The sequence below is a fragment of the Pseudomonas sp. FP2196 genome (assembly GCF_030687715.1).
Lineage (GTDB): Bacteria > Pseudomonadota > Gammaproteobacteria > Pseudomonadales > Pseudomonadaceae > Aquipseudomonas.
Genome location: NZ_CP117445.1, coordinates 2,717,501 through 2,742,472, shown reverse-complemented (window position 1 = coordinate 2,742,472; position 24,972 = coordinate 2,717,501). Strand labels below are relative to the sequence as shown.

Sequence of the window (24,972 nt, the reverse complement as noted above, 5' to 3'; positions counted from 1 at the left end):
TCATTCATTGCAACGGCCCCTCCGTGCCGATCACCTCGGCCAACAACCGCGCCCAGCGGCCGGCCACGATGCCGTAGTGATCGGTGTCGAGTAATTGCCAACTGAGCATCTGCGGCAGCAATGTCTGCCAATGGCGGTGCAGGTCTTCCACGCTCAAGGTGTTGCCGAGGCCATAAGGGTTGGGCTGCCCGGCGATGAACATTCGCACCGCCGTGGCAGCCAGCACTGGCGGCTGGAAGTCCGCCATGCTGTTCATGTTGTTGCGGCAGCACACCGTGAGCCGTTGCAGATAAGCCTGACGTTCTTCGGACATTGCCTGCCCTTCGATATTCGGCCAGCGCTGGGCAAACTCGCGCTCGAACACTTGCTCGATGACCTGCTCGTCAATACTCGCCAGTTCCGCCCCGGCATCCGGTGCGGGAGGGTCGATCAGGTACAGCAGCGGTTGGCGGAACCCGGCAACCTGCGCCTGATGACACAGCGCCTGTGCCACCCACGCACCGAACGACCACCCGGCCAGACGCCAGGCGCAGCCATCAGGGTTGTGAGCCTTGATCGCCTGCAAATACAACTGCGCACGCTCGGCAACGCTGATGTTTGGCAACCCCGGAACACGCAACGCCGGGTCGGCGATCACGCACACTCCCAGGTCCGCAGGCAGTGCCGAAACCAGTTCCCGGTAGGCCTGAACATCGCCACCCACCGGGTGAATCAGGTACAGCCACTCGCGCCCGCCTCCGGCATGCCACTGATCAATCCGCACCGCGTCGCTCCAGCTCGGCTGCGCGACGCAGGGCACCTCCACCGCGCTCGCCTCCACCAGCCCTAGCACTTCGTTCAGGCTGACCTTGTGACTGAACTGCGACAGTTGGAACACCTCACCGGTGGCCGCTTGCAGCTCGTCGATCAGGTCCAGCAACGTCAGCGAATCCGCGCCCAGGTCGTACAGCGAATGGTCGTCATCCAGATCGGCAATGCCGAGCCATTTGCACAGGCACTCACCCAGACGCGCCCGCAGATCCACGCCTTTCGGCGCCTCGGACGGAGCGCCCGCGCCCCCATGACGAACCGGATAAAAACGCCGCGAGGCGTCGATGCCCGTCGTGGACACGAGCAACTGCGGCAACTGCGTGGCCATTGCCAGATCAAACACCCGGCAAGCCTCTTGCGCCGACAGGCCGACCGTCAGATGCTCCTGATGCGCAACGTCTGCGCCATTGCTCGTCGTAGCCATGCCAATGTCACGCCAGATGTCCCAGTTGATCCCCAGGCGCAGGCAAGCGCGCGCAGAATCCGGACGATAGTGGACGAAGCCGTCGAGCACCGCGCTGGCCGCGGCGTAGTCCAGATGACCGGCACCGCCGAACAGCGCCGACATCGACGAGCAGTACAGGACAAAATCTGGCGTCAGACGCTCGATCAAGGCTTCGACCGCGAGCATGCCGCGCGTCTTGGCCGCCATGGCCTGGGCCATTTGTCCGGCATCGCGGTGGCGAATCAGACTGCCGGCACCGACGCCCGCCGCATGAATCACCCCGCTCATTCGGCCGTAACACTTGGCCAGTTGATCGAGTATCTGTGGCCACCGGTCAAGGTCAGCGATGTCCGCCTGAAGGCAGTCGATCCGCGACGCATAAGCCGCCAGAGACGCCGGTAATTCGCTATGACGCGAGAGCAGCACCACCCGCCGACCCGGTGCCTGCAACAAGTGTTCGCACAAGGTACGACCGATCCCGCCCGTGCCGCCCAACAACAGGAACGTGCCCTCCTCCGGCAAAAGGCTGGAAGACGTTGCCGAGGTCGGCAATGGCTGGGGCAGCAACCGTGGCTGCCACAGGTAACCGTCGCGAATCGCCATGCGCCGTGGCAACGACGCCGGTTCACCCAGCAATGCTGCCAGCTCCCCGGCCTGCGTATCGAGGTGCGGCGACGGCCAATCCAGCCAGTGACAACGCACCGGGTACTCCTGGGGCACCACTTCGGTAATCCCCGCCAGTGCGGCCAGTTCAGGGCGGCGTATCTCGCCAACAACCGGGCACGCCTGCCACGACATCAACCACAACCGCAAACTTGTCGTGCGCGCGGTTTGTCCCCACGCCTGCATCAGCGCGCTGACCGTGTCCAGACAGGCCCACTGCGAGCGGTCGAGACTTTGTTCGTCGACCGCGCCCGCCACCGACAGCGGCAAGGCATGCAGCCAGTCCAGTTCGACGACCGAGGGTTCTCCCACCTCACCAAGCAATCGACTCAAGACCTCGGCGTCGAGCGGGTCAAGTTCGAAACGGTCTGTGCCGAGTCGCTTGAAGCCATTGCCGGCGCGCACCTGAACCACGCGTCGATAGACCGCACTCAGGCTCTCCAACAACGCAGCGCCGGGCGTGTCATGAGTGCAAAGGATCGCGACTTCACGCCTCGCGCCCGCTGCCATCGCGCCCAAGCGCCGGGTGCGTACCCACTGCCGTTGGTGGAACCAGTCCGCCAGCGGTTGGCGCTCAAGGGTTGGCGACGGCGGTGCAACGGTTTCAGCCACGACCGAGGGTTGGAAGCGATAGGTCTGCAGATCGAACGACGACGGCGGTAAATCCCAAGGCGGCGGTGCCGAGCGCCGCGCCCACTGAATGTTCGCCCCTTCGTACCAGGCGGCCAGCAGCTCAGGCACGGCATGATCACCGGCAGTCAGTTGTACGCCCGAAGCACTGACTTCCTTGATCGAGGCAGGCTGCAACGGGATGTCATCACCCGGCTGGCAAACCATCGCAAAGCGCCAGCGCAGTTGCTTGCGACCACTTTGCAGATACCGCAACAGCGCGGCATGCCGGTCGGGATACGCCAGCAGGTAGTCCCTGATCGTGGCGATATCGCGCAGCAATTCGCCTCGGCTGTGAGCCGAGATCATCAGCAGTGGCAGGGTTTCTTCGCTCACGTCTGGCACCGAAGGTGCAGCACCGACAATCACATGGGCGTTGGTACCGCCAATTCCGAAGCTGCTGACCCCGGCCAGACGCCGCCGTCCTTGCGGCCAAGGCCGGGACGAAGTGGGTACATAGAACGGCGAATGCTCAAGATCGATCTGCGGATTGATCCGGCCAAAGCCAAGGTTCGGCGGCACTACACCATGGAACACAGCAAGACTGGCGCGAATCAGCCCGACCACCCCGGCCGCCGCGCCCAGGTGGCCGATCTGACTTTTCACCGAGGCCAGCGCGCAACGCTCGGCAGGTGCGTCGCCAAAAGCCTGGGTCAAGGCCGCGACCTCGATCGGATCACCCAGCAACGTACCGGTGCCGTGAGCTTCGATGTAGCCGATGTCCGCCCCGGTCAATCCGGCGCGACTCAGCGCCTCACGAATGACTGCGCTCTGCCCGGCCACCGACGGTGCGGTGTAACTCATCTTGGCCCGACCATCGTTGTTTAACGCGCTGCCCTCGACCAGCGCATAGATCCGGTCGCCATCCGCCCGGGCCTTGGCCAATGGCTTGAGCACCACAACGCCATAACCACTGGCGCCAATGGTTCCGCTGGCGTCGTCGCTGAAAGGACGGCACAGACCATCGGCGGAAAAGATGTGCTGTGAGCGATGACGATAGCCATCGGTCAACGTCGGATCAATCAGCACGCCGGCTGCCAGCATCACGTCGCTGTCACCCTGTTGCAGCATCGAACTGGCCAGATGCACAGCGATCAACGAACTGCCGCACGCCGCCTGCACGCTCAGGGCCGGGCCATTGAGATCGAGGTGATAAGCGGCTTTGGTCGCGAGAAAATCCTTATCGTGATGCAACGCCATCTGGAAGCCGTCCGGCAAATCGCCGTCAGCGGTTTCACGGAGCATCTGCTGGAAGTATGTGGTTTCGCCGCAACTGGCGATCAGACCGACACGCGGCCCCTCGGCGCCCGGCACGATGGCCGCGTGTTGCAGGGCTTGCACACACGCCATCAGCAGATGCCGCTGTTGCGGGTCCATCAGGCGCGCTTCCTGACGGCTGATACCGAAATACTCAGGGTCGAAGTCGAGCATGCCGGCCAATTGACTGCGGGCGCCGACCAAGCCTTCGCTCGCGCTGAAGCGTTCGATGCCTGACCCGTTGCCTTGCACCATTGCCCAGAACTCGGACAGGTTCTGCGCGCCAGCCACATTGACCGACATGCCGATAATTGCCATCGGCTGATGCCCCTCATCGGCCTGGCGCACACGCTCTACGGCAGCCATCGGTGCCTTCGACAGATGTGCCGCCAAGCGCCGTACGGTGACGTGTTCAAACAGATCGGCCATTGCCACTTGATGCGCCAACACCTGGTTATACCGAACGTGCAAACGCATCAGTCCGAGGCTGGTGGCGCCGGCCTCGAAAAAGGTCTGCTCCGGCTCGATGTCACGCCCGATCACTTCCTGGAACAGCTCGCTCAGTTGCCGCTCCAGCGCACACAACGGCACGCCCGGCGGTGGCGCATTGCGCCGTTCCAGCGCTTCGCCCATCTCCGGCAACGCCTTGCGGTCAATCTTGCCGCTGGGGGTGCGTGGCCAGACGTCAATCCGCCGGTACTCATCAATGCGCACATGAGCAGGCAGTTGCCGCGCCACCTGACGATCCAGTTGTGCGCAGGTTGCGGGTTCGCCGTCGAGTTGCAGCCATGCGGTCAGGCGCGGCGGTTCGGCTTGAACCGCCACCACCGCGTTGACCACCTGCGGCACCTGCATCAGCGCCGCCTCGATCTGCCCAAGCTCCAGGCGATGACCACTGAGCTTGACCTGCTGATCATCGCGTCCCAGATAATGCAGACAACCCTGTGCGTCCGCCCACGCCAGATCGCCGGTTCGATAAAACAGGCGACTGCCACCCTCGCCCTCTGCCAGTTCGACAAACCGCGCAGCGTTTAGCGCGGGGTCGGCCAGATAACACCGGGCCACCATCGGCCCCGCGACCAGCAGGTAGCCACGGCAGCCGTTCGGCACCGGGCGATCGTGCGCGTCGACCACTAGCAACCGGGCATTGCCGACCGCTTGGCCGATCGGAGCGCGCAACGGCCAGTCGCGGGCCACGGCCGGCAAACGCATGGCGCTGACCACATGGGTTTCGGTCGGCCCATAGTGATTGAACAGCGAGGCTTGCGGCATGGCACTGAACCAGTTGCGCAATGCCTCGGTACAGAGCAATTGCTCCCCGGCGGTCACCACTTCGCGCAACGCACCCGGATAGATGCCTCGGGCCACGGCGGTTTGCGCCAGATGCTGCAACGCCACATACGGCAAGAAAAGCCGCTCGATCCGCGCCTCGACCAGATATCCCAGCAGCGCCTCGGCATCCTGGCGCCAGCCCGGCGTGATCAGGTGATAACAGCCGCCCCCGCACAGGGTGCTGAAGATCTCCTGAAACGACACGTCGAACGACAGCATGGAGAACTGCAACGTCACCGCTTTGGCCGGCAACTGTCCTTCGTGGCGTTGCCATTGCAGCAAGTTGCACAGGGTCCGCTCCGATACCTGCACACCTTTCGGCGTACCGGTGGAGCCGGAGGTGAACAGCGTATACAACGGGCGTTCACCGCCGTGGCGTGGGCGTTCGAATGGCCGAACATCGGCAAGCAGATCAACCCGATGCAAGGCAAACCGCCGCGCATTCAGATCATCCAGCCTCGCCTCGGTCGCGGCGCTGAACAGCAGACAATGCGGCTGTGCCTGCGCCAACACTTGGCGCTGGATCGCCACAGGGTACGCCGGGTCCAGCGGCACAGCGGTCAGGTTGAGTTTCGCCAGCGCCAGCAATGCGACGATGTGCTCCACCGAAGCCTCGAGGAACAGCACGACCTGCAACGGCATATTCCCGAGCGGTAACGGATGACGCTCGATCAAACTTGCCGCCAGGGCATCGGCCAGCGCATTCAACTCGCCATAAGCGAGGCGCTGCTGCCCCTGCACCAGCGCAATGGCGTCGGGCGTGCTGTGCGCCTGATGTTCAAACCAGTCCGCGAGTGTGTTGAACGCCTGCTCGCTGATCGGGCCTTCGCTGGCCGCTGGCAAGCCGGATCGATAAGGGCCCAGCAGATCGTCGAGGGTGGCTGCCGGGGCCTCCAGCAACAAGTCCAGGCCACGACGGAACAACGCGTTCACCGCGCTTATCTGCTCGGCATCGAAGTAGCTGCACTGGTATTCCCACCAGCATTCAAGTTGCGAGCCGGCCCCCACCATCAGCAATGTCAGCGGGCATTTAGCGTGCAACTCCTCGCTGAATTCCAGGTTGGCACGCAGGCCTGAATCCGCCAGCGCGGCGTAATCGGTGTTTTCCAGCACGAACATGAAATCGAACAGCGCGGTGCTCGACGACAGCCGCAGGTCTTCCACCAGATCAGCCAGTGCCACGTCCTGCAATGCCAAGACCTCGCGCACGGTGGCGGCCTGCTTGCGCAACTGCTCACACAGCGGCGAAGACTGATCCACGGCGGTGGGAATCAGCACCGTGTTGGCAAACATGCCGACGGTGTCCTCGAATTCCGCCAGTGGCCGGTTGGCGACCGGGCTGGCAATACGCGGGCGCGCAACCCCGGTCAAAGCATAAAGGCTCCAGGCGAAGACACTGAACAGCACTTCGAAACGGGTCAGTCGCTGTCCCACGCAGAACCGTTCGAGGGCGGCACTGCGCACGTCGCCCAGCGGTTCTCGGTACAGCCTGGCGTGCAGACTGACGGCGCGCTTCGGCAGCAGCGCCGGCGAGGGTTCTTCCTGACGTCGGTGTAATTCGGCGAGGGCGCGGCGCTGGTCACGATAATGCGGGTCGATACTCCACTGCCGCTGCCACAGGCCAAACTCCAGCGCCGTCAGGCGTGCTGGTGGTTCCGGGCTCTCGCGGCCTTGCACGCTATCGGCATAGAGCTGAATCAGATCGTCGAACAACAGGTTCACCGACCAACCGTCGACGATGATGTGATGCAGATTCAACAACAACCGACAGCTGCCATCGGCAAACGGCAACAGCCACGCCTGAAACAGGTTCGGTGTGCTCAGGTCGAACGGCGTGCCGAACACCAGCTCCGCGAACGCCCGCCAGTTGTGTTCACTGAAATGCCCGACCGCAAAGGTGCGGCAGACCGGGCCCTGCTCGGCAATCAACTGATCAAGACCTTCAGCACCGGAGACGAACGCCGTGCGCAACCCCGGATGGCGAATCACCAGACGCTCCACGGCCGCGGCCAGTGCCGCGACCTCCACGCCCGGCGCCAGATGCAGAATCAGCGGCACGCTGTACGCCGTCGAAGCAGGCGAACGTTGTTGCAGCAACCACAAGCGTCGTTGTTCAGCGGTGGCCGGCAAACGCCGGGCAGTGCTGATGGACGGTGCGGGTGGATAGATCGAGTCGCGGCTCAGCTCAGCGGTCAGCTGTTCGGCCAGCACCGCGAAGGATTCGTTGAGCAACGTGCCGACAGCGATCTCACGTTGCCAACGACTGCGAATTGCCGATCGCAGACGCATGGCCTTCAGCGAATCGCCGCCACTGCTCAGCCAGTCATCCTGCGCACTCAGCGTCGGTTGCCCAAGCAGTGATCGGGCCTGCGATAACAGCCAATCCAGCGCCGGCGAAGCGCTGACGTCTTGCGCGGCGGCCGCCGCTGGATGCCATGGGCTCAGTGCCTGCGCGAGCAAGTTATCGCGATCAATCTTGCCGTTGGCAGTCAACGGCAGACGCTCCAGCAGGAACAACTGATGCGGGCGCATGTACGGCGCCAGTTGTGCCCGCAAATGGCTTTCAAAGGCGTGATAGTCCAGTTCACCGCGCGGCACGATGTACGCCAGCAACTGATGATCTTCCGCCGCGTTGCGCCGGGTGCAGACGTACACCTGCGCCACGCCCGGATGCTCAAGAATCCGTTGCTCCACCTCCGCCGGCTCGATTCGAAAACCGCGAATCTTCACCTGCCGGTCAACTCGCCCGAGATATTCAAGCAAGCCATCGGCATTGCGCCGCACCCGATCGCCAGTGCGGTAATGCACCTGGGCCCCGCCATCGAGTTCGGGCAAACGCACGAACTGGCGTGCCGTTTCTTCGGGCCGGTTGCGATAACCCCGGGCGACACCGCTGCCACTCAAATACAGTTCGCCCACCTCACCTGCGGCCACCGGCCGTTGCCGGTCATCCAGCACCAGCAGAGCGGTGTCGGGCAACGCGCGACCGATGGGCACCAGGTCGCCGACAAAGTCGCGCGGAATCGGCCAGCACACGGCGAACGTGGTGCATTCGGTGGGACCATAAACGTTGAAAATCCGGCAGGCGCTTTCAGGGTTGGCCCGGTACCAGGCACGCACGGCGACGGCGCTGATTTGTTCTCCACCGATCAGCACCTGACGCAGGCTGGAAAAGCACGCGGGCCAATCGGCGATCAAGGTGTTGAACAGCGAAACCGTCATGAACAGGTTGTCGACCCGGGTTTGCTCCAGAACTTCGGCCAGACGTCGCGCATCCAGCGCGTCTTCGTCGGCGATCATCACGCAGCAGCAGCCGTTGAGCAGCGGTGCCCACAGCTCGAAACTGCACGCATCGAAAGCCGGGTTGGACAGGCAGGCAAAACGATCCGCCGGACGAATCTCGATATAGGCGTCGGTGTGCGCCAGACGCAGCAGACCGAGCTCGCCAACCTCCACCGCTTTCGGAGTGCCGGTGGTGCCCGAGGTGTAGAACAGGAACATCACCTCGGCGAACTCTGCAGCCAGCACTTGCGGCGGATGATCCGGCTGGTCGAGCAATGCCTCGACACTGGCCTGCCAAAGTGTCGACGAAAGCGGCCATGGCTGCTCCTCGCCCAAGGTGATCAGACCGACACAGGCCGCGTCGGCGCACATCACATCGCGCCGCTTGAGCGGGCTGGCCCGATCCAGCGGAACCACCACGGCACCGAGTTTCAAAGCGCCGAGCATCGCCGCCAGCCATTGCCAGGAGCGCGGCATGCACAGCGCCAGCGACTGGCCGGGCTGAACGCCGCGCGCCTGCAATCCTTTGGCGATGCGCTCGCTGGCACTGGCCAGTTGCGCGTAAGTCAGCTGCACCGATTGATCGATCACCGCCAGTGCCTGTGGATCTCGCTGCACCTGCGCGGCAAAGCGTGCGAGCAACGTCATGTGATGGGCACTCATCATTTCGCCTCCTGCGAATCACAGCGTTGCAGTTCCTGCCTGATGATCTGCGAAACCCGATGGATTTCCGCGCTTTCGAGCATGTCCCAGTGGCCGCCGCTGACCAGTTTCGCCAAATAGCCGCTGCCGGCGCGGCGACGCCAGAAGCCGCGCAGCTCATGCAACTGATGGCGGCTGAAATCTTCCCTCGCCTGAATCAGCACGACACGCCCGGCGCTTGGCGCGCACTCATAGGCGGCCATGGCCAGGCGGTTATGGTTGTAAAGATGGAAATAGCGCTCGACTTGCGCGTCTTCGATGCCGGGATACATGCCGTTGAAGCGCACCAGCTTGTCGCGGAACTCGGCCATGTCCACCGTACCGATCTGCTCGCGAAAACCCGGATCGTCGCTGCCTTGAGTATCGAGCAACACCACGCTCACCTGACGATGCCCGGCTGCCGTCAACCGCCGCGCCATTTCGTAAGCCACCAGGCCACCGAACGATAGTCCGGTGAGCACCAGCGGCTGAATGATCAGGGGGGCGATCAGGCGCAGATACGCCTCGGCCATCGCTTCGACCGTCGGCTCGGTGCTCTCCCCCGGATTCAGCCCCGGCGATTGCACACCGTAGACGCCGGCGTCTTCGGGCAGCACCTTGGCCAGGGACAGATAACAGAACGCCGTACCGCCCGCCGGGTGAATACACACCACATTGCTCCGGCCGGCGCCCCGGCGAAACTCGATCAGATTACTTTGCGCCACGGCCGGGTTGGCCCCGATCCGCAGCCAGCCGCCCAACGCCTCGATGGTCGGGTAGCTGAGCACCACGCGCACCGGCACTTCCACCGCAAACATCTGGCTGATTTCATGGGCCATCTTGATCGCGGCGATGGACGTGCCGCCGACATTGAAAAAGTTGTCGCGAATGCCAATCTGCGGCGCCAGTAACAGGCTTTTCCAGATCTGGTACAGCGCCAGTTCGATGTGATCGCGCGGGCTGCTCAGGTTGACCTGACGATCGGCCAGGTCCTGATCCGCCAGTGCCGTCAACGCGGCGCGTTCCACCTTGCCATTGGCGGTCAGCGGCAAGTGGTCGAGCCACAAATAGCTGCCGGGGACAACCGCTCGGGGCAGCGTCGCCGCCAGATGCGCATGCACCGCCGTCTCGTCCGGTTGCGCGGCGACCACGCAACAGGCGACCAGCCGCTGATCCTGCGCCGTTTCGCCAACCATCAGCACCACGGCGCTGCGAATGCCTGCAAACGCCTCCAGCCGAGCCTCAATCTCGCCCAGTTCCAGACGCACACCGCGCAACTTGACTTGAAAGTCGTTGCGGCCGAGGAATTCCAGCTGTCCGTCCGCGCGATAACGCGCCAGATCGCCACTGCGATAGAGCCGATCGCCTGCGACGAATGGGCTGTCGATAAAGCGCTCGGCACTGAGCTGCTCCAGCCCCAGATAACCCCGAGCGACGCCGACACCGCCGATGTGCAAGTGCCCGGTAACGCCCACAGGCACCGGCGCATCGCGCTCATCGAGCACGTAAAAGCGGTTGTTGGCGATCGGTCGACCGATTGGCAGTTTCAGCGCCGGCACCTCGGCGCCGGGCTGCAACGTCCAGATGCTGTTGATCACCGTGGTTTCGGTGGGGCCATAGACGTTGTGGAGGCGCACATGCGGCAGGCGCTCCTGGAAACGCCGGGCCAGGGCTGGCGGCAACTCACCGCCGCCGCTGAATACATCGGTGAGCGAAGCACACAGACTGACCTCTTCGACCTCCAGAAACAGCTCAAGCATTGCCGGCACAAACACCAGTGCCGTGACCTGCTGTTCGCGGGTTTCGCGGGCCAGATACGCCGGCTCGTAATGGCCGCCGGGCCGCGCTATCACCAGACGCCCACCGGTTGCCAGCGGCCAGAACGTCTCCCAGGCCGAGGCGTCGAAACCGAACGGGATCTTGTGCAGCATCGCCCCTGCTTCGCCGCAGACCTGCAAACACCACAGCAACAGATTGCTCAGGCCACGGTGGGCAACCATCACGCCTTTGGGCAAACCGGTGGTGCCCGAGGTGTAGATCACGTAGGCCAGATGATCGGGCGTGACCCCGACACTGTGCGGATCGAGATTGTCCGCCGACAACTGCGCCCAACTCGCGGCGTCGTCCTTGAGGTCCAGCACCGGCGCTTCCCAGGTTGAGCCTTGCAGGGCCTGACGCAAAATTCCGTGCGCCGAACCCAGGGTCAGCAGCACCGCCGGTGTACTGTCACCGAGCATATGACTCAGGCGCCCCAGCGGATAATCCGGGTCCAGCGGCACATAAGCGCCACCGGCCTTGAGCACCGCCAGCAATGCGACGGGCAACGCCAGCGAACGCTCGATGCACACGGCCACGCGCACATCCGGGCCGACACCCAGGCTAATCAGGTGCCGCGCCAAGCGGTTGGCCTGGGCATTCAGTTCGGCGTAACTCAGCGACTCGCCTTCGAACACCACCGCGCAAGCCTGCGGGTTGCGCGCGACTTGGGTTTCGACCAGACGATGAACACAGTCGACCGTTTGCGTCAGCGCAGCTGCATGATTGAAGTCGAGCAGAATCTGCTGACGTTCGGCTTCGGCCAATAATGGCAGCGCACCAATCGGTTGTTTGGCGTCCGTGGCGATCTGTTCGAGCAGATGCCGGTAGTGGCCGCTCAGGCGTTCGATGGTCGCGACGTCGTACAGGTCGGTGTTGTATTCCACCAACAAGTCCAGACGCCCTTCGCGCTCGACCCATTCAAACGCCAGATCGAACTTGGCCGTGGCACTGCTGGTGCTGTACGGCGCCAGTGTCAGCCCGGGCATTTGCACGGCGTTGCCGGGGGTGTTCTGCAGCACCAGCATCACCTGAAACAGTGGCGAATGACCGGTATCGCGCTGTGGGTTGAGCGCCTCGACCACGCGGTCGAACGGCACGTCCTGATGGGCGTGGACGTCGAGCATCTGGCCGCGGACCTCGCGCAGCAGTTCGGCGAAGGTCTGCTGCGGGTTCAAGCGTTGACGCAGCACCAGCGTATTGACGAAGTGACCGATCAGCGGCTCGATTTCCGCACGGTTGCGATTGGCGAAAGGCGTGCCGATGCACAAATCCTGCTGGCCGCTGTGGCGCCACAGCAACACGGCCAACGCCCCCAGCAGCACGTTGAACAGCGTGCCTTGCGTCTGCCGGGCCAACGCCGTGAGTTCGCGCAGTGTGCCGCCATCGACGCAGGCGCTGAAAGTTGCCCCGACATAACGCTGCACCAACGGTCGCGGCCGGTCGGCGGGCAAGGTCGACAGCGCCGGCGCATCGGCCAGGGCGCGGCGCCAGTAGTCGAGTTGATCGTCCAGCATCGCTCCGCCCACGCGCTGTTGCTGCCAGCAGGCGTAGTCGGCGTATTGCACCGGCAGCGGCGCCAGACTCGGTGCCTCGCCACGCTGATAATCGCCATACAACACGGCGACCTCATGCAGGATCACACCCATCGACCAACCGTCCGCGATGATGTGATGCACGCTGTAAAGCCACAGGTATTCGTCGTCGGCCAAGCGCAGCAAAGACGCGCGCAGCAACGGCCCGCTGGCCAGATCGAACGGCGCACGGGCCTCCTGCTCGACGGCGCGGCTGACCTGCTGCTCACGCTCGCGGGCAGACAACGGGCGCAGATCCTTGACCGGCAACGACTGCGCCACCGGCGGATGCACCACTTGGCGCGGCTCGCCTTCCACGCGGCAAAAGGTCGTGCGCAGGATTTCGTGGCGGCTCACCAGCTCATTCAGCGCGCGCTCCAACAGCGCAACGTCCAGATGCCCCTTGAGCGTCACTGCGGTTGGCACGTTGTAGAACGGGTTACCAGGCTCCAGTTGATCGAGAAACCAAAGTTGCCGCTGCGAAAACGACAACGGCCAGGCTGTTTGCTCGCCGCCACGACGGGGAATCGCCGCGCTGTCCTGGCCACCGAGCAAGGCAATCAGTTCCTGCTTGTGTTGCTTGAGCGCCTGGGTCAGCTCTTCGGTGAGAAAACCCCGAGGCGCCTTGCAGCGCAGTTTGTCGCCATCCACATCGAGCACCACGCCATGACGAGCGAACAGCGCCAGCAATTGATCGGCATTCATACTTCGAATTCCTCCATGTCATCGTCGTCAAGGCATTCAGTCACCGGCACTGGGGCATACGCCTCGACCGACGCGCGGTGTTGCTCATCGGCCGTGCGCAAACCACCGATCATCGAGTAGATCAGCTCATGGCTCGGTCCGAGGTCGAACAGCGCCGCCAGCGACTGCTCCTCGACCGAACCGATCCCGCACAGACCCAGGCCTTGTTCGACGGCGGTCATGCTTAGCAACTGCGCCATGGCACCGCTTTCGATGTGGCAGAAGTCACGGCTGCGCTCGCCATACAACGGACGGATCGCCGCCATGTCGGCGATGAAAAACAATGAGAACGCGGCGTTTTCATATACCGGACGATTGACGAAATAGTCATAGGTGTCCGGGTCGAGCACACCGCTCTGCAGGGCCAGCAAGCGATGCTGGCGGGGATCGTAGTAATACGCGCCACCCGGCACGCCAAGCACGCGATCCGGCTTGACGTACAGGTATGTCTGCATCGGATAAAGCCCGCCCGCCGACGGGAACTGGTATTTCGCCTCCCCGTCCAATTGCCCTTGCGCCAACGCCGCCAACCATTGCGCGAAAACCTCGCCGGCAATCGGCTGCAGGCTGTACTGACGCACCGAGCGATACTCGCCGAAGCGCCGGGCGAACGTCGGGTCTTGTGGCAAGGCCAGTTCCAGCGTCGGCAAGGCTTGAGCGAATTCACGCCGCCCGCGCTGCTCAGCCTTGAACTGCGCCCGCAACTGCGGATCTTCGATGACTTCCGGCGGGGTGCTCGGTGCTTGCTGAACGCTGCCGATGACTTCTTGGCGAACCCGGCTCTGGCGGTACATGCCGAGCAGATGCAGAAGTGTCGGCTGGGCCAGCAGTTGCGCCACGTGCGGACGGAACTGCAAGGCGCTGGACAACGCATTGCTGATCCTGACGATATCGATGGAGGTCGCGCCAAGGTTCAGCAGGTTGGCGTTGGCGGCAATCGCATCGTGCTTGAGCACGCCTTGCACGATGTCCACCAGGCGCTGCTCCTGCGGGCCATCGACTTGCAATGCCGGCCCCTGTTCCTCGGTGTGCGCCGGTTCCGGCAGACGCTTCTTGTCGACCTTGCCATTGGACGATAACGGCCAGGCCTCCACGAAAGTGAACGACGACGGAATCATGTAGGCCGGCAGCTTATCCGCCAGGTATTCGCTGAAGTCCCTGGCTTGCAGCTCCGGATCAGCCTTGAGCACGTAACCGGCGAGGCGCTTCTCTCCCAACGTACTGCCCAGGATGCGCACCACGGCGCTCTGCACGCCCGGATGACGGTTGAGCGCCGCTTCGATCTCGCCCAGTTCGATGCGATAGCCCTGAACTTTGACCTGATTGTCTTCGCGGCCGAGAAACTCGATGTTGCCGTCCGGCAACAAACGCCCCAGATCCCCGGTGCGATACAGGCGTTCACCGGTCAGTGGATGGGCGAAGAAGCTGCCGGCACTGAGCTTTTCATCGCGCCAGTAACCCTTGGCCAAACCGATGCCGCCGATGTACAACTGCCCCGCGACCCAGGTCGGACGCACTTGCAGCGCTTCGTCCAGCACGTAAAAACGCTGGTGATCGAGGGCCTTGCCATAAGGGATGCTGCGCCACGCCGGATCAACGTTTTGCACGGCGTAACCGATCGACCAGATCGACGCTTCTGTCGCGCCGCCCAGACTCATCAACTGCAAGTCTGGCTGCAAGGCCCAGGCCCGTTCGGGCAAGGTCAACGGAATCCAGTCGCCGGACAACATCGCCAGGCGCAGGTGGGCGGGCAATGCACCACCCTCGCCCTCAACATACTCAAGCAGCATGCCGAGCAGCGCCGGCACCGAGTTCCACACACTGACCTGATGACGCTCGATCAGCGTCAGCCAGTGCGCCGGATCGAGCGCCAATTGCGGTTCGAGCATGACCACCGCCGCGCCCACCGCCAGGGTGCCGAAGACGTCATAAACCGAGAGATCGAAACTCAGCGACGAGATGGCCAACACCCGATCCGCCGTGCCGACGGCGAAGCGCCGGTTGATATCGAGCAACGTGTTGACCGCACCGCGATGATCGATCACGACCCCTTTGGGTTGGCCGGTGGAACCGGAGGTGTAGATAACGTAGGCCAGATCGCTGCTGGTCAGCTCTACCGGTCGCAAAGCAACGACCTCAGCAGTGACAGCGTCGGTCACGCCAATCGCTGTCACTTGCGCCGGCCATTCGATCTTGTCGATCAGTGCCGGTTGGGTCAGTGCCAGACTCGCCTCGGCCCGCTGCAGAATATGCCGCAATCGCTCCGCCGGCTGAGTGGGTTCAATGGGCAGGTAAGCGCCACCGGCATAGAGAATCGCCAGGGTCGCCACCACTTGCTCCCAGCCCCGCTCCATCACCACGGCGACCAACTGATTCGGCACCACGCCCTGAGCTTGCAGCGCGGCGCCGAGTTGCCGAGCCTCTGCACGCAGTTGGCGGTAAGTCAGCTGCCGCGCGCCGATCACCGCCAATGCATCCGGCGTAGCAAGCGCCTGACGTTCGAACAGTTCGTGCATCAGGGGCAGCGTGTCGTGGCTGTCGACCGGCGCCGGCAGCCGCGCTTGCGGCAGCAGCTGCGGTGTGTCCGCGTCCCACGCTTGCGGTTCGCACAGACGATCGAGCAGCGCGTTATAGGCGACGAACATCTGCTCGATCAGGCCTTCCGGGAACAGCTCGTCGATACTGTCCCAGTTGAACAACAGCCGTCCTTCCAGTTCAAGCAACGTATGGTCGAGCCACACTTGCGGGGTCTGGGTGATGCTGTGCATGTGCCGGGCGTTCAACGCGTCCGCCAGATTGAACTCGGCCAGTTCCGGCGCTGCTTCCGACAATGTGCTGTTGAACACAATCGGCATCGCCGTCTGCTGCACGCCCCGGGCCTGCGACAACTCACGCAACACTCGCACACCGCTGACCGCCGAATGATCGATGTCTTGCCACAACCGCGCCTGCACGGCACGGGCCTTTTCGGTAAAGCTCAGCGCCCCGTCGATCGCCACTTCCAGCAGCACCAACGAGGTGAAATCACCAATGATTTCGTCGACGTCCGGGTGCAACGGCATGCGATTGAACAGCGGCAGGCTCAAGGTGAAGCGTGGCGTGCGACTCCACAACGCGAGCACTTCGCTGAACGCTGTCAGGAGCATCACCGAAGGCGTCACCGCAAACTGTTTGGCCACCTCTTTGAGCCGGCTCCACTGCGCCGCTGACATGTCGCGGTCGCGCCGCGTGAAGTGTGGATTGGCAATGCTCTCGGGCTGACGCACCAGCGGCAGATCCGGTGCCGGTGCCAGGGTGGTGACCCGTTCACGCCAATAACTCAACGCTTGCTCGTAGCGGCTGGCGCTGCGCAGTTGCTGCTCGGCCAGCACATAGTCGCGGAACGTCAGGCCCGGCTCCGCCAGATCAAGGCTCGGATCGACGTAGAACGCCATCAATTCGCGCGCAAGAATCTGCGTGCTCGCCGCATCGACGATCAGCGCATCCAGGCTGATGTGCAAATGGGTAATGCCGTCATCAAGCAGCGACAAACTGAACTCGAACAGCGGCCAGCGACTGGCATCCAGCACCTGATGGGACTGGCGTTCACGAGCCGCTTCCAGCGTGCGCTGCGCCACCTCGGCCGGCAGACCGCGCAGGTCGCTGCGCGGCATGCAATACGTCGGCACCTGCGCCAATACCTGCTGCGTGCCATCACTGAGGAACACCACGCGCAGCATGTCGTGACGCTGGATCATGCGATTCAACGCCTGTTCGAAACGTTCAGCATCGAAGTCGGGAATACGCAATTCTTCATAGCCGTGGGCACTGACGCCACCGAGGCTGACCGTGGCCTCACGACCGAACCAGTAGGCTTGCTGGATATCGGTCAGTGGGAAAGGCTCATGTCGGGCGCCGCGATCGGGTTCGATCTGGCTGAAGGCAGGCTCGATATAAGTGTCGGCATCACGTGCGCCGTGCACGTGCGCGGCCAGGTCCATCAGCACCGGCTTCTGGAACAGGCTGCTAAGCGATAACTGCGCGGCCATGCGCTGATTGATCGCGTAGATCATCCGCGTCGCCAGCAACGAATGGCCGCCCAGGTCGAAGAAGTTATCGTGGATACCGACCCGCTCGCACTTGAGCACCTCGGCCCAGATATCGGCCATTTGCCGTTCGATGTCGTTACGCGGCGCCACGTATGCGGCCGCAGTGCTGCGCTCCGGCGCTGGCAACGCTTGCCGGTCGAGCTTGCCGTTGCGGGTCAGCGGCAGTTGCGACAGCCTGACCCACGCGCTCGGGATCATGTGTTCGGGCAAGTGCCGTTGCAGTTCGGCACGCAGCAACTCGCTGCTCGCGGAGCCGACCACATAAGCCACCAGACGCTTGTCGCCGGCCACGTCTTCACGCAACAGCACGGCAGCTTCCTGCACGCCGGGTTGCTGCTGCAACAGGCTGTCAATCTCGCCGAGTTCGATGCGGAACCCGCGCAGCTTGACCTGTTGGTCGATGCGTCCCAGGTATTGCACGTTGCCGTCGGCCTGGAACCTGGCCTGGTCGCCGCTGCGGTACATCCGCGCGCCGGGCTCGTCACTGAACGGATCCGGCAGGAAGCGTTCGGCGGTCAGATCCGCGCGGTTCAAATAACCTCGGGCCAGGCATGCACCGGCGATGTACAACTCACCTGCCACGCCGACCGGCACGGGATTCAGATGCTCGTCCAACACGTACAGCCGCGCATTGGCGATGGGCCGACCAATGGGCGGCGCATCCGGCCAGGACTCGGCCTGGTGACAAGAAAGGCTGAACTGGCTGACCACATGGGTTTCGGTCGGCCCGTATTGGTTGTGTAACTGCGAACCACCGAGGCCTCGGACAAAACCGCGCAACTCATCATTGATTTGCAGGGCTTCACCGGCCGTGATGATCTCGCAGCCACCGACCGGCATCGGTGCGTCGGCCTCAGTCAGGCCGGCGAGTTGCTGCAACACGGCGAACGGCAGAAACGCCCGCTGCACACCTTCAGCCACCAGCGTCGGACGCAACGCGGCAAGGTCCTTGCGGCTATCTTCGGTCATCAGCAACAGGCAGCCGCCCTGGCAGAGCGTGCTGCAGATTTCCTGGAACGACACGTCGAAGTTCAGCGAGGCGAATTGCAGCACACGCTGCGGCGTGGTGGCCTGGTCGAGTTGCCAGGCGATCAGGTTATCCAGCGCGCGACGGCTGTGCGCCACGCCTTTGGGGCGTCCGGTTGAGCCAGAGGTGTAGAGCACGTAGCCGAGGTTTTCCGGGGTCACCGCTACCTGTGGTTCGAGGCTCGGATGCTGCGCCCATTGCTGCGCATCAGTGTCCAGACAGCAGATTTCTATCCCTTCGCTGACGGGCAATCCGGCAAGCAGGCTGGCCTGCGTCAGCAACAGGGTCGGCGCGGCATCACTGAACATGAACGCCAGACGTTCGCTCGGGTAGGCAGGGTCGAACGGCACATACGCCGCGCCCGCCTTGAGGATCGCCAACAGGCCGATAACCATCTGCGGCGAGCGCTCCAGGCACAGGCCGACCCGGTGCTCGGGGCCAATGTCTTTCTCGATCAGGTAATGGGCGAGTTGGTTGGCGACGCGGTTCAATTCGCCATAGCTCAGAGGCTCGCTCTCGGAGCGCAACGCCACAGCGTCGGGCATCTGCCGGGCCAAGGTTTCGAAGCGCGCGACGCAACCGGGCAGCGACGAGGTCTCGCGGGTGGTGCGGTTCCAGTCGTGAACGATTTTGCGCTGCTGTTCGGCGCTCAACAGGTTGATCATCGCCAGCGGCTGATGGCCGTCCTCGACCATCTGCTCCAGCACCCGGCGCAGGTAATCGCCAAACTGCTCGACGGTGTCTCGATTGAACAAGCCCGAGGCGTATTCCAGGCCTCCGACAATCTGGCCGTCGCGCTCACTGAGTGCCAGTTGCAGATCGAACTTGGCCACGTGATGACCACTCTCGACCGCAGTGACCTCCAACCCGCTCAACAGCAGGTCAGAATCCTGATCCTGCTCCCAGGCAAACAGCACCTGAAACACCGGACTGTGCGCCAGGCTGCGCGGCGGGTTGAGCAACTCCACCACTTGCTCGAACGGCAGATCCTGATGCTCCTGGGCCTCCAGCGCCACTCGCCGCGCCTGTTGCAGCCATTGCGCCACTGACGGTGTGCCTGAGCGAGTCATGCGCAACGCCAGGGTGTTGACGAAGAAGCCGATCAGCCCATGCAACTCCTGTTGAGGGCGGTTGGCCGATGGCACGCCGATCACCACATCGCTCTGCCCCGCCAGGCGCGACAACAGCAGGGAAAAACCGGCCAGCAAGGTCATGAACAACGTGGTGCCTTGCTGCATGCCCAAGGTCTTCAATCGACCGGTCAAGGCCTCGTCGAATACCAGCGGCACATAACCGCCGAGGTAGTCCTGCACGGGCGGACGCTTGTGATCGGCTGGCAACTCCAGCAGCACTGGTGCACCCGCTAGCGTTTTGCGCCAATAGCGGTTTTGGCGAGCCAGTTCGTCACCGCACAGCCACTGCTTTTGCCACACGGCATAATCCACGTACTGCACCGGCAACGCAGGCAGCGGATCGTCGCGATCCTGCAACGCCGCTTCGTACAACTCGCCCAGTTCGCGGGTCAGCACACCCATCGACCAGCCATCCGAAATGATGTGGTGCTGGGTCAGCAAAAGCACGTGGTCATCCGCCGCCATCCGCACCACGCGGACCCGCATCAACGGGCCACGGCTCAAGTCGAACGGCTTGGCACCCTCTTCGTCGATCAATCGGCTGAGACGCTCTTGCGCGTCAGGGCCCTGAAGATCAGTCACCGCCAGCCGGATGCTGTGCGCGGGCGGCGAAACCCGTTGCCGCCCTTCGCCTTCAACGGAGAGGAAAGTGGTACGCAGCGCCTCATGACGCGCCACCAGTTGATTGAAACTGCGTTCGAGTGCCGCCACGTCCAGTGAGCCACGCAAGCGCAGGTTCAATGGCATGTGATAAGCCGCGTTACCGCCCTCCATTTGTGCCAAAAACCACAAGCGCTCCTGCGCAGACGACAACGTTTGCGCGTCCGATCGTGCAACAGCCGTTATGGCTGGACGAGCCGCCCCCTGACTGGCTTGCAGCCGTTTGGCGAACTCGGCAAGCACCGGTGCAGCGAACAGCGCTGAAGCTGTCACTTCCAACCCAAGATCGTGGCGAACTCGAGCCAGCACCCGCATCACCAGCAACGAGTGGCCACCCAACGCGAAGAACTGATCCTGACGACCGACCCGCTCGACGCCGAGCACTTCGGCCCAGATCGCAGCGAGCGCAGTTTCCAGCGAACCTTGCGGCGCCAGGTAATCCTGTTGATCGAACGCTTCGACGTTCGGAGCCGGTAAATTGGGGCGATCAACCTTGCCGTTGGCGGTCAAAGGCAACGCATCGAGACGCACAAAGGCTGTCGGCACCATGAAATCCGGCAGGCTCAATTGCAGTTGCTCACGCAGTGAGCGGGAAGTCAGCGCCAGGCTCGCGTCTGCGCAGTAATAAGCGACCAGTCGCGGTTCATGCGCGCCGTCCTGACGCAGCAGCACCACGCTTTCACGCACGCCCGGGATGTCCGCCAGGCGAGTTTCGATTTCCCCCAATTCCAGACGCAGGCCGCGCAACTTGGCCTGGGAGTCGTTGCGCCCAAGGAACTCCAGTTGCCCATCGGGCCGATATCGCGCCAGATCACCCGTGCGGTACAGACGCTCGCCCGTCACGAACGGGCTATCGACGAAACGCTCGGCGGTGAGTGTCGGCAGGTTCAGATAGCCTCGCGCCACACCGATGCCACCGATGTTCAATTCACCCGCGACACCGACGGCGACAGGCGCACCCTGAGTGTCGAGCAGGTAAATCCGGGTGTTGGGCAGCGCCCGACCGATGGGCAGCACGCCATCAGCCTGGCTTGCGTCGCTGAGTTCAAAACAGGTGCTATCGATGCTCGCTTCGGTGACACCGTAGGCCTGGACGATTTGCACACGGTCACCACAAAGCCTGCGCAATTGCCGTGCGCTGTGGGCAGTCCAGATGTCCGAGCCGCAGACCACGGTGCGCAGGAACGACAGGTCGTGACCATTTTCTTCGACCCAGGCCAGCAATGGGTTGAGCAGCGCAGGCACAAAGTCGGCAAAACCGATATGCGCTTCGTTCATCAGGCGATACAGCGCCGGAGGGTCGATCAGGGTTTCCCGTGGGCACAACACCAGCGTGCCGCCAAAACCCAGCGCCCGAATCAGATCGGCACTGAACACGTCGAATGAAAAACCCGCCATTTGCAGGTGATTGATCGGCTCGTCCAGGGCATAGAGTTGCTCCCAGGCGGCGCTCACGCCGACGAGGCCGCGGTGCTCGACCATCACGCCTTTCGGGGTGCCGGTCGAACCGGAGGTATAGATCACGTAGGCCAGATGCCATGGTGTCAGGCCGACAGCGTGCGGATCGGGATTGTCAGGCGAGAGCGAAGCCCAATGTCTGGCGTCATCCAGATCAAGAATCGTCGGCGCAGTGACCGAATGCTCAAGCGCCGCCGACAATGCAAGCTTCGCCGCGCCGTGGGTGAGCACCACTGGCGGTGCGCTGTCAGCCAGCATGTGTGCCAGCCGCGCCTGCGGATACGCCGGATCCAGCGGCACATAAGCGCCGCCGGCCTTGAGCACCGCAAGCACGCCAATCAGGGTGTCCAGCGAACGCTCAAGGCACAATCCGACGCGCACGTCTGGCCCGACCCCGAAACTGCGCAGGTGATGGGCCAGGCGATTGGCGCGGGTATTGAGATCACGGTAACTGATCGCCTCTGCCTGCCAACGTGCCGCAATGGCATCGGGATGGCGCAGCACCTGCGCTTCAAACAGGCCGTGCACGCACATGTTTTCATCGAACGACTGCGTCGCGCTGTTCCAGTCATGGATCAGTCGCTGAAAGTCGGAATCGGTCATTGCCGAAGCAGCTGGCGATTTTCTGGATGAAAGGTCGGGCTGCGCAGGCATCGTCCCGCGCAAGGAAGTGTTGTCGAGCATCGGAGGCTACCGTCCATGACTACTTTATTTTTGTGATCAGACGGCGACAGTACGTCCCCGTCAGTCAGGCTCCGGCCTCAAGCGCCGGTTCGGTGATTCGAATTCAGGGAGATGGCGCGGCGCGCGAGTGCAGACCTAGGTCCGATGCGGGCACACACATGAAATCAGGGGGAGATGAGCAGGCGAAAAAAACCGCAACGCGGTCAGCACAAACAGCTGGAGAATTGACTGGCGCACTGGCGAGATCGGTCGCCTTGGCCATTACATCGTCGATTGCAAACCGCGTGATCAATTGAAACCTCTGCTTCCATCTGAGGGTCAACGACGAGGAACAACCTGTGCGGGGATAACAGCGCCAGGGTGGTCCCGATCGGCTGCGATTACCGGGTCTGTGGACACGCGGCAATCTTCTGGCGCCGGGCTTATGACCCGAAACGCCGTCGGATAATAACCCTGTTTTTTACTGGCGAGGCAAACAAAATGTAGGAAATTTGCGAAATAAGTATCGGACTCTTCCTGAGCCATTGCGCTTGTGAATGCTGTACGAACTTTCCTGCGGGCAAAACAAAACCCCAACTGCTTTCGCAATTGGGGTTTCGGAATTTAATCTTGACGATGACCTACTCTCACATGGGGAAACCCCACACTACCATCGGCGATGCATCGTTTCACTGCTGAGTTCGGGATGGGATCAGGTGGTTCCAACGCTCTATGGTCGTCAAGAAATTCGGGTACTGAGTCGTGACCAGTTGGCCTCGCTTCAGCAAATTGGGTATGTGACAGCTTTCGGTGTTTTGTGAACATCGAACTTTCGGTTCGTTTCGTCTTCACACACCGCAACTTGGCCTTTCGACGCAAATTGCTTGGGTGTTATATGGTCAAGCCTCACGGGCAATTAGTATTGGTTAGCTCAACGCCTCACAGCGCTTACACACCCAACCTATCAACGTCGTAGTCTTCGACGGCCCTTCAGGGAACTCAAGGTTCCAGTGAGATCTCATCTTGAGGCAAGTTTCCCGCTTAGATGCTTTCAGCGGTTATCTTTCCCGAACATAGCTACCCGGCAATGCCACTGGCGTGACAACCGGAACACCAGAGGTTCGTCCACTCCGGTCCTCTCGTACTAGGAGCAGCCCCTCTCAAATCTCAAACGTCCACGGCAGATAGGGACCGAACTGTCTCACGACGTTCTAAACCCAGCTCGCGTACCACTTTAAATGGCGAACAGCCATACCCTTGGGACCGGCTTCAGCCCCAGGATGTGATGAGCCGACATCGAGGTGCCAAACACCGCCGTCGATATGAACTCTTGGGCGGTATCAGCCTGTTATCCCCGGAGTACCTTTTATCCGTTGAGCGATGGCCCTTCCATACAGAACCACCGGATCACTAAGACCTACTTTCGTACCTGCTCGACGTGTCTGTCTCGCAGTCAAGCGCGCTTTTGCCTTTATACTCTACGACCGATTTCCGACCGGTCTGAGCGCACCTTCGTACTCCTCCGTTACTCTTTAGGAGGAGACCGCCCCAGTCAAACTACCCACCATACACTGTCCTCGATCCGGATAACGGACCTGAGTTAGAACCTCAAAGTTGCCAGGGTGGTATTTCAAGGATGGCTCCACGCGAACTGGCGTCCACGCTTCAAAGCCTCCCACCTATCCTACACAAGCAAATTCAAAGTCCAGTTGCAAAGCTATAGTAAAGGTTCACGGGGTCTTTCCGTCTAGCCGCGGATACACTGCATCTTCACAGCGATTTCAATTTCACTGAGTCTCGGGTGGAGACAGCGCCGCCATCGTTACGCCATTCGTGCAGGTCGGAACTTACCCGACAAGGAATTTCGCTACCTTAGGACCGTTATAGTTACGGCCGCCGTTTACCGGGGCTTCGATCAAGAGCTTCGCGTTAGCTAACCCCATCAATTAACCTTCCGGCACCGGGCAGGCGTCACACCCTATACGTCCACTTTCGTGTTTGCAGAGTGCTGTGTTTTTAATAAACAGTCGCAGCGGCCTGGTATCTTCGACCGGCATGAGCTTACGGAGCAAGTCCTTCACCCTCACCGGCGCACCTTCTCCCGAAGTTACGGTGCCATTTTGCCTAGTTCCTTCACCCGAGTTCTCTCAAGCGCCTTGGTATTCTCTACCCAACCACCTGTGTCGGTTTGGGGTACGGTTCCTGGTTACCTGAAGCTTAGAAGCTTTTCTTGGAAGCATGGCATCAACCACTTCGTCATCTAAAAGATGACTCGTCATCAGCTCTCGGCCTTAAGATCCCGGATTTACCTAAGATCTCAGCCTACCACCTTAAACTTGGACAACCAACGCCAAGCTGGCCTAGCCTTCTCCGTCCCTCCATCGCAATAACCAGAAGTACAGGAATATTAACCTGTTTTCCATCGACTACGCTTTTCAGCCTCGCCTTAGGGACCGACTAACCCTGCGTCGATTAACGTTGCGCAGGAAACCTTGGTCTTTCGGCGTGGGTGTTTTTCACACCCATTGTCGTTACTCATGTCAGCATTCGCACTTCTGATACCTCCAGCAAGCTTCTCAACTCACCTTCACAGGCTTACAGAACGCTCCTCTACCGCATCACCCGAAGGTGATACCCGTAGCTTCGGTGTATGGTTTGAGCCCCGTTACAT

At 62.1% G+C, this 24,972-nt stretch carries 3 protein-coding genes and 2 rRNA genes (1 of these 5 running past the window's edge); all 5 read right to left on the bottom strand.

Going from position 1 to position 24,972, the window contains the following annotated elements:
• Positions 1-4: 4 nt before the first annotated feature.
• Positions 5-9,124, bottom strand: coding sequence for a non-ribosomal peptide synthetase (locus tag PSH79_RS12310; RefSeq protein WP_305443229.1), 9,120 nt, complete (start codon positions 9,122-9,124; stop codon positions 5-7).
• The gene (locus PSH79_RS12305) at positions 9,121-13,233 is read right to left on the bottom strand and encodes an amino acid adenylation domain-containing protein (protein ID WP_305443227.1); all 4,113 of its coding nucleotides are present in this window, start codon (positions 13,231-13,233) and stop codon (positions 9,121-9,123) included. The genes PSH79_RS12310 and PSH79_RS12305 overlap by 4 nt, the downstream gene beginning before the upstream one ends.
• Positions 13,230-22,241, bottom strand: coding sequence for a non-ribosomal peptide synthetase (locus tag PSH79_RS12300; RefSeq protein WP_305443225.1), 9,012 nt, complete (start codon positions 22,239-22,241; stop codon positions 13,230-13,232). The genes PSH79_RS12305 and PSH79_RS12300 overlap by 4 nt, the downstream gene beginning before the upstream one ends.
• A 688-nt stretch (positions 22,242-22,929) precedes the next feature.
• Positions 22,930-23,045, bottom strand: a 5S ribosomal RNA gene (gene rrf, locus PSH79_RS12295).
• 151 nt (positions 23,046-23,196) lie between these two features.
• Positions 23,197-24,972: ribosomal RNA gene (locus tag PSH79_RS12290) — 23S ribosomal RNA — on the bottom strand; it runs 1,119 nt beyond the window's last position.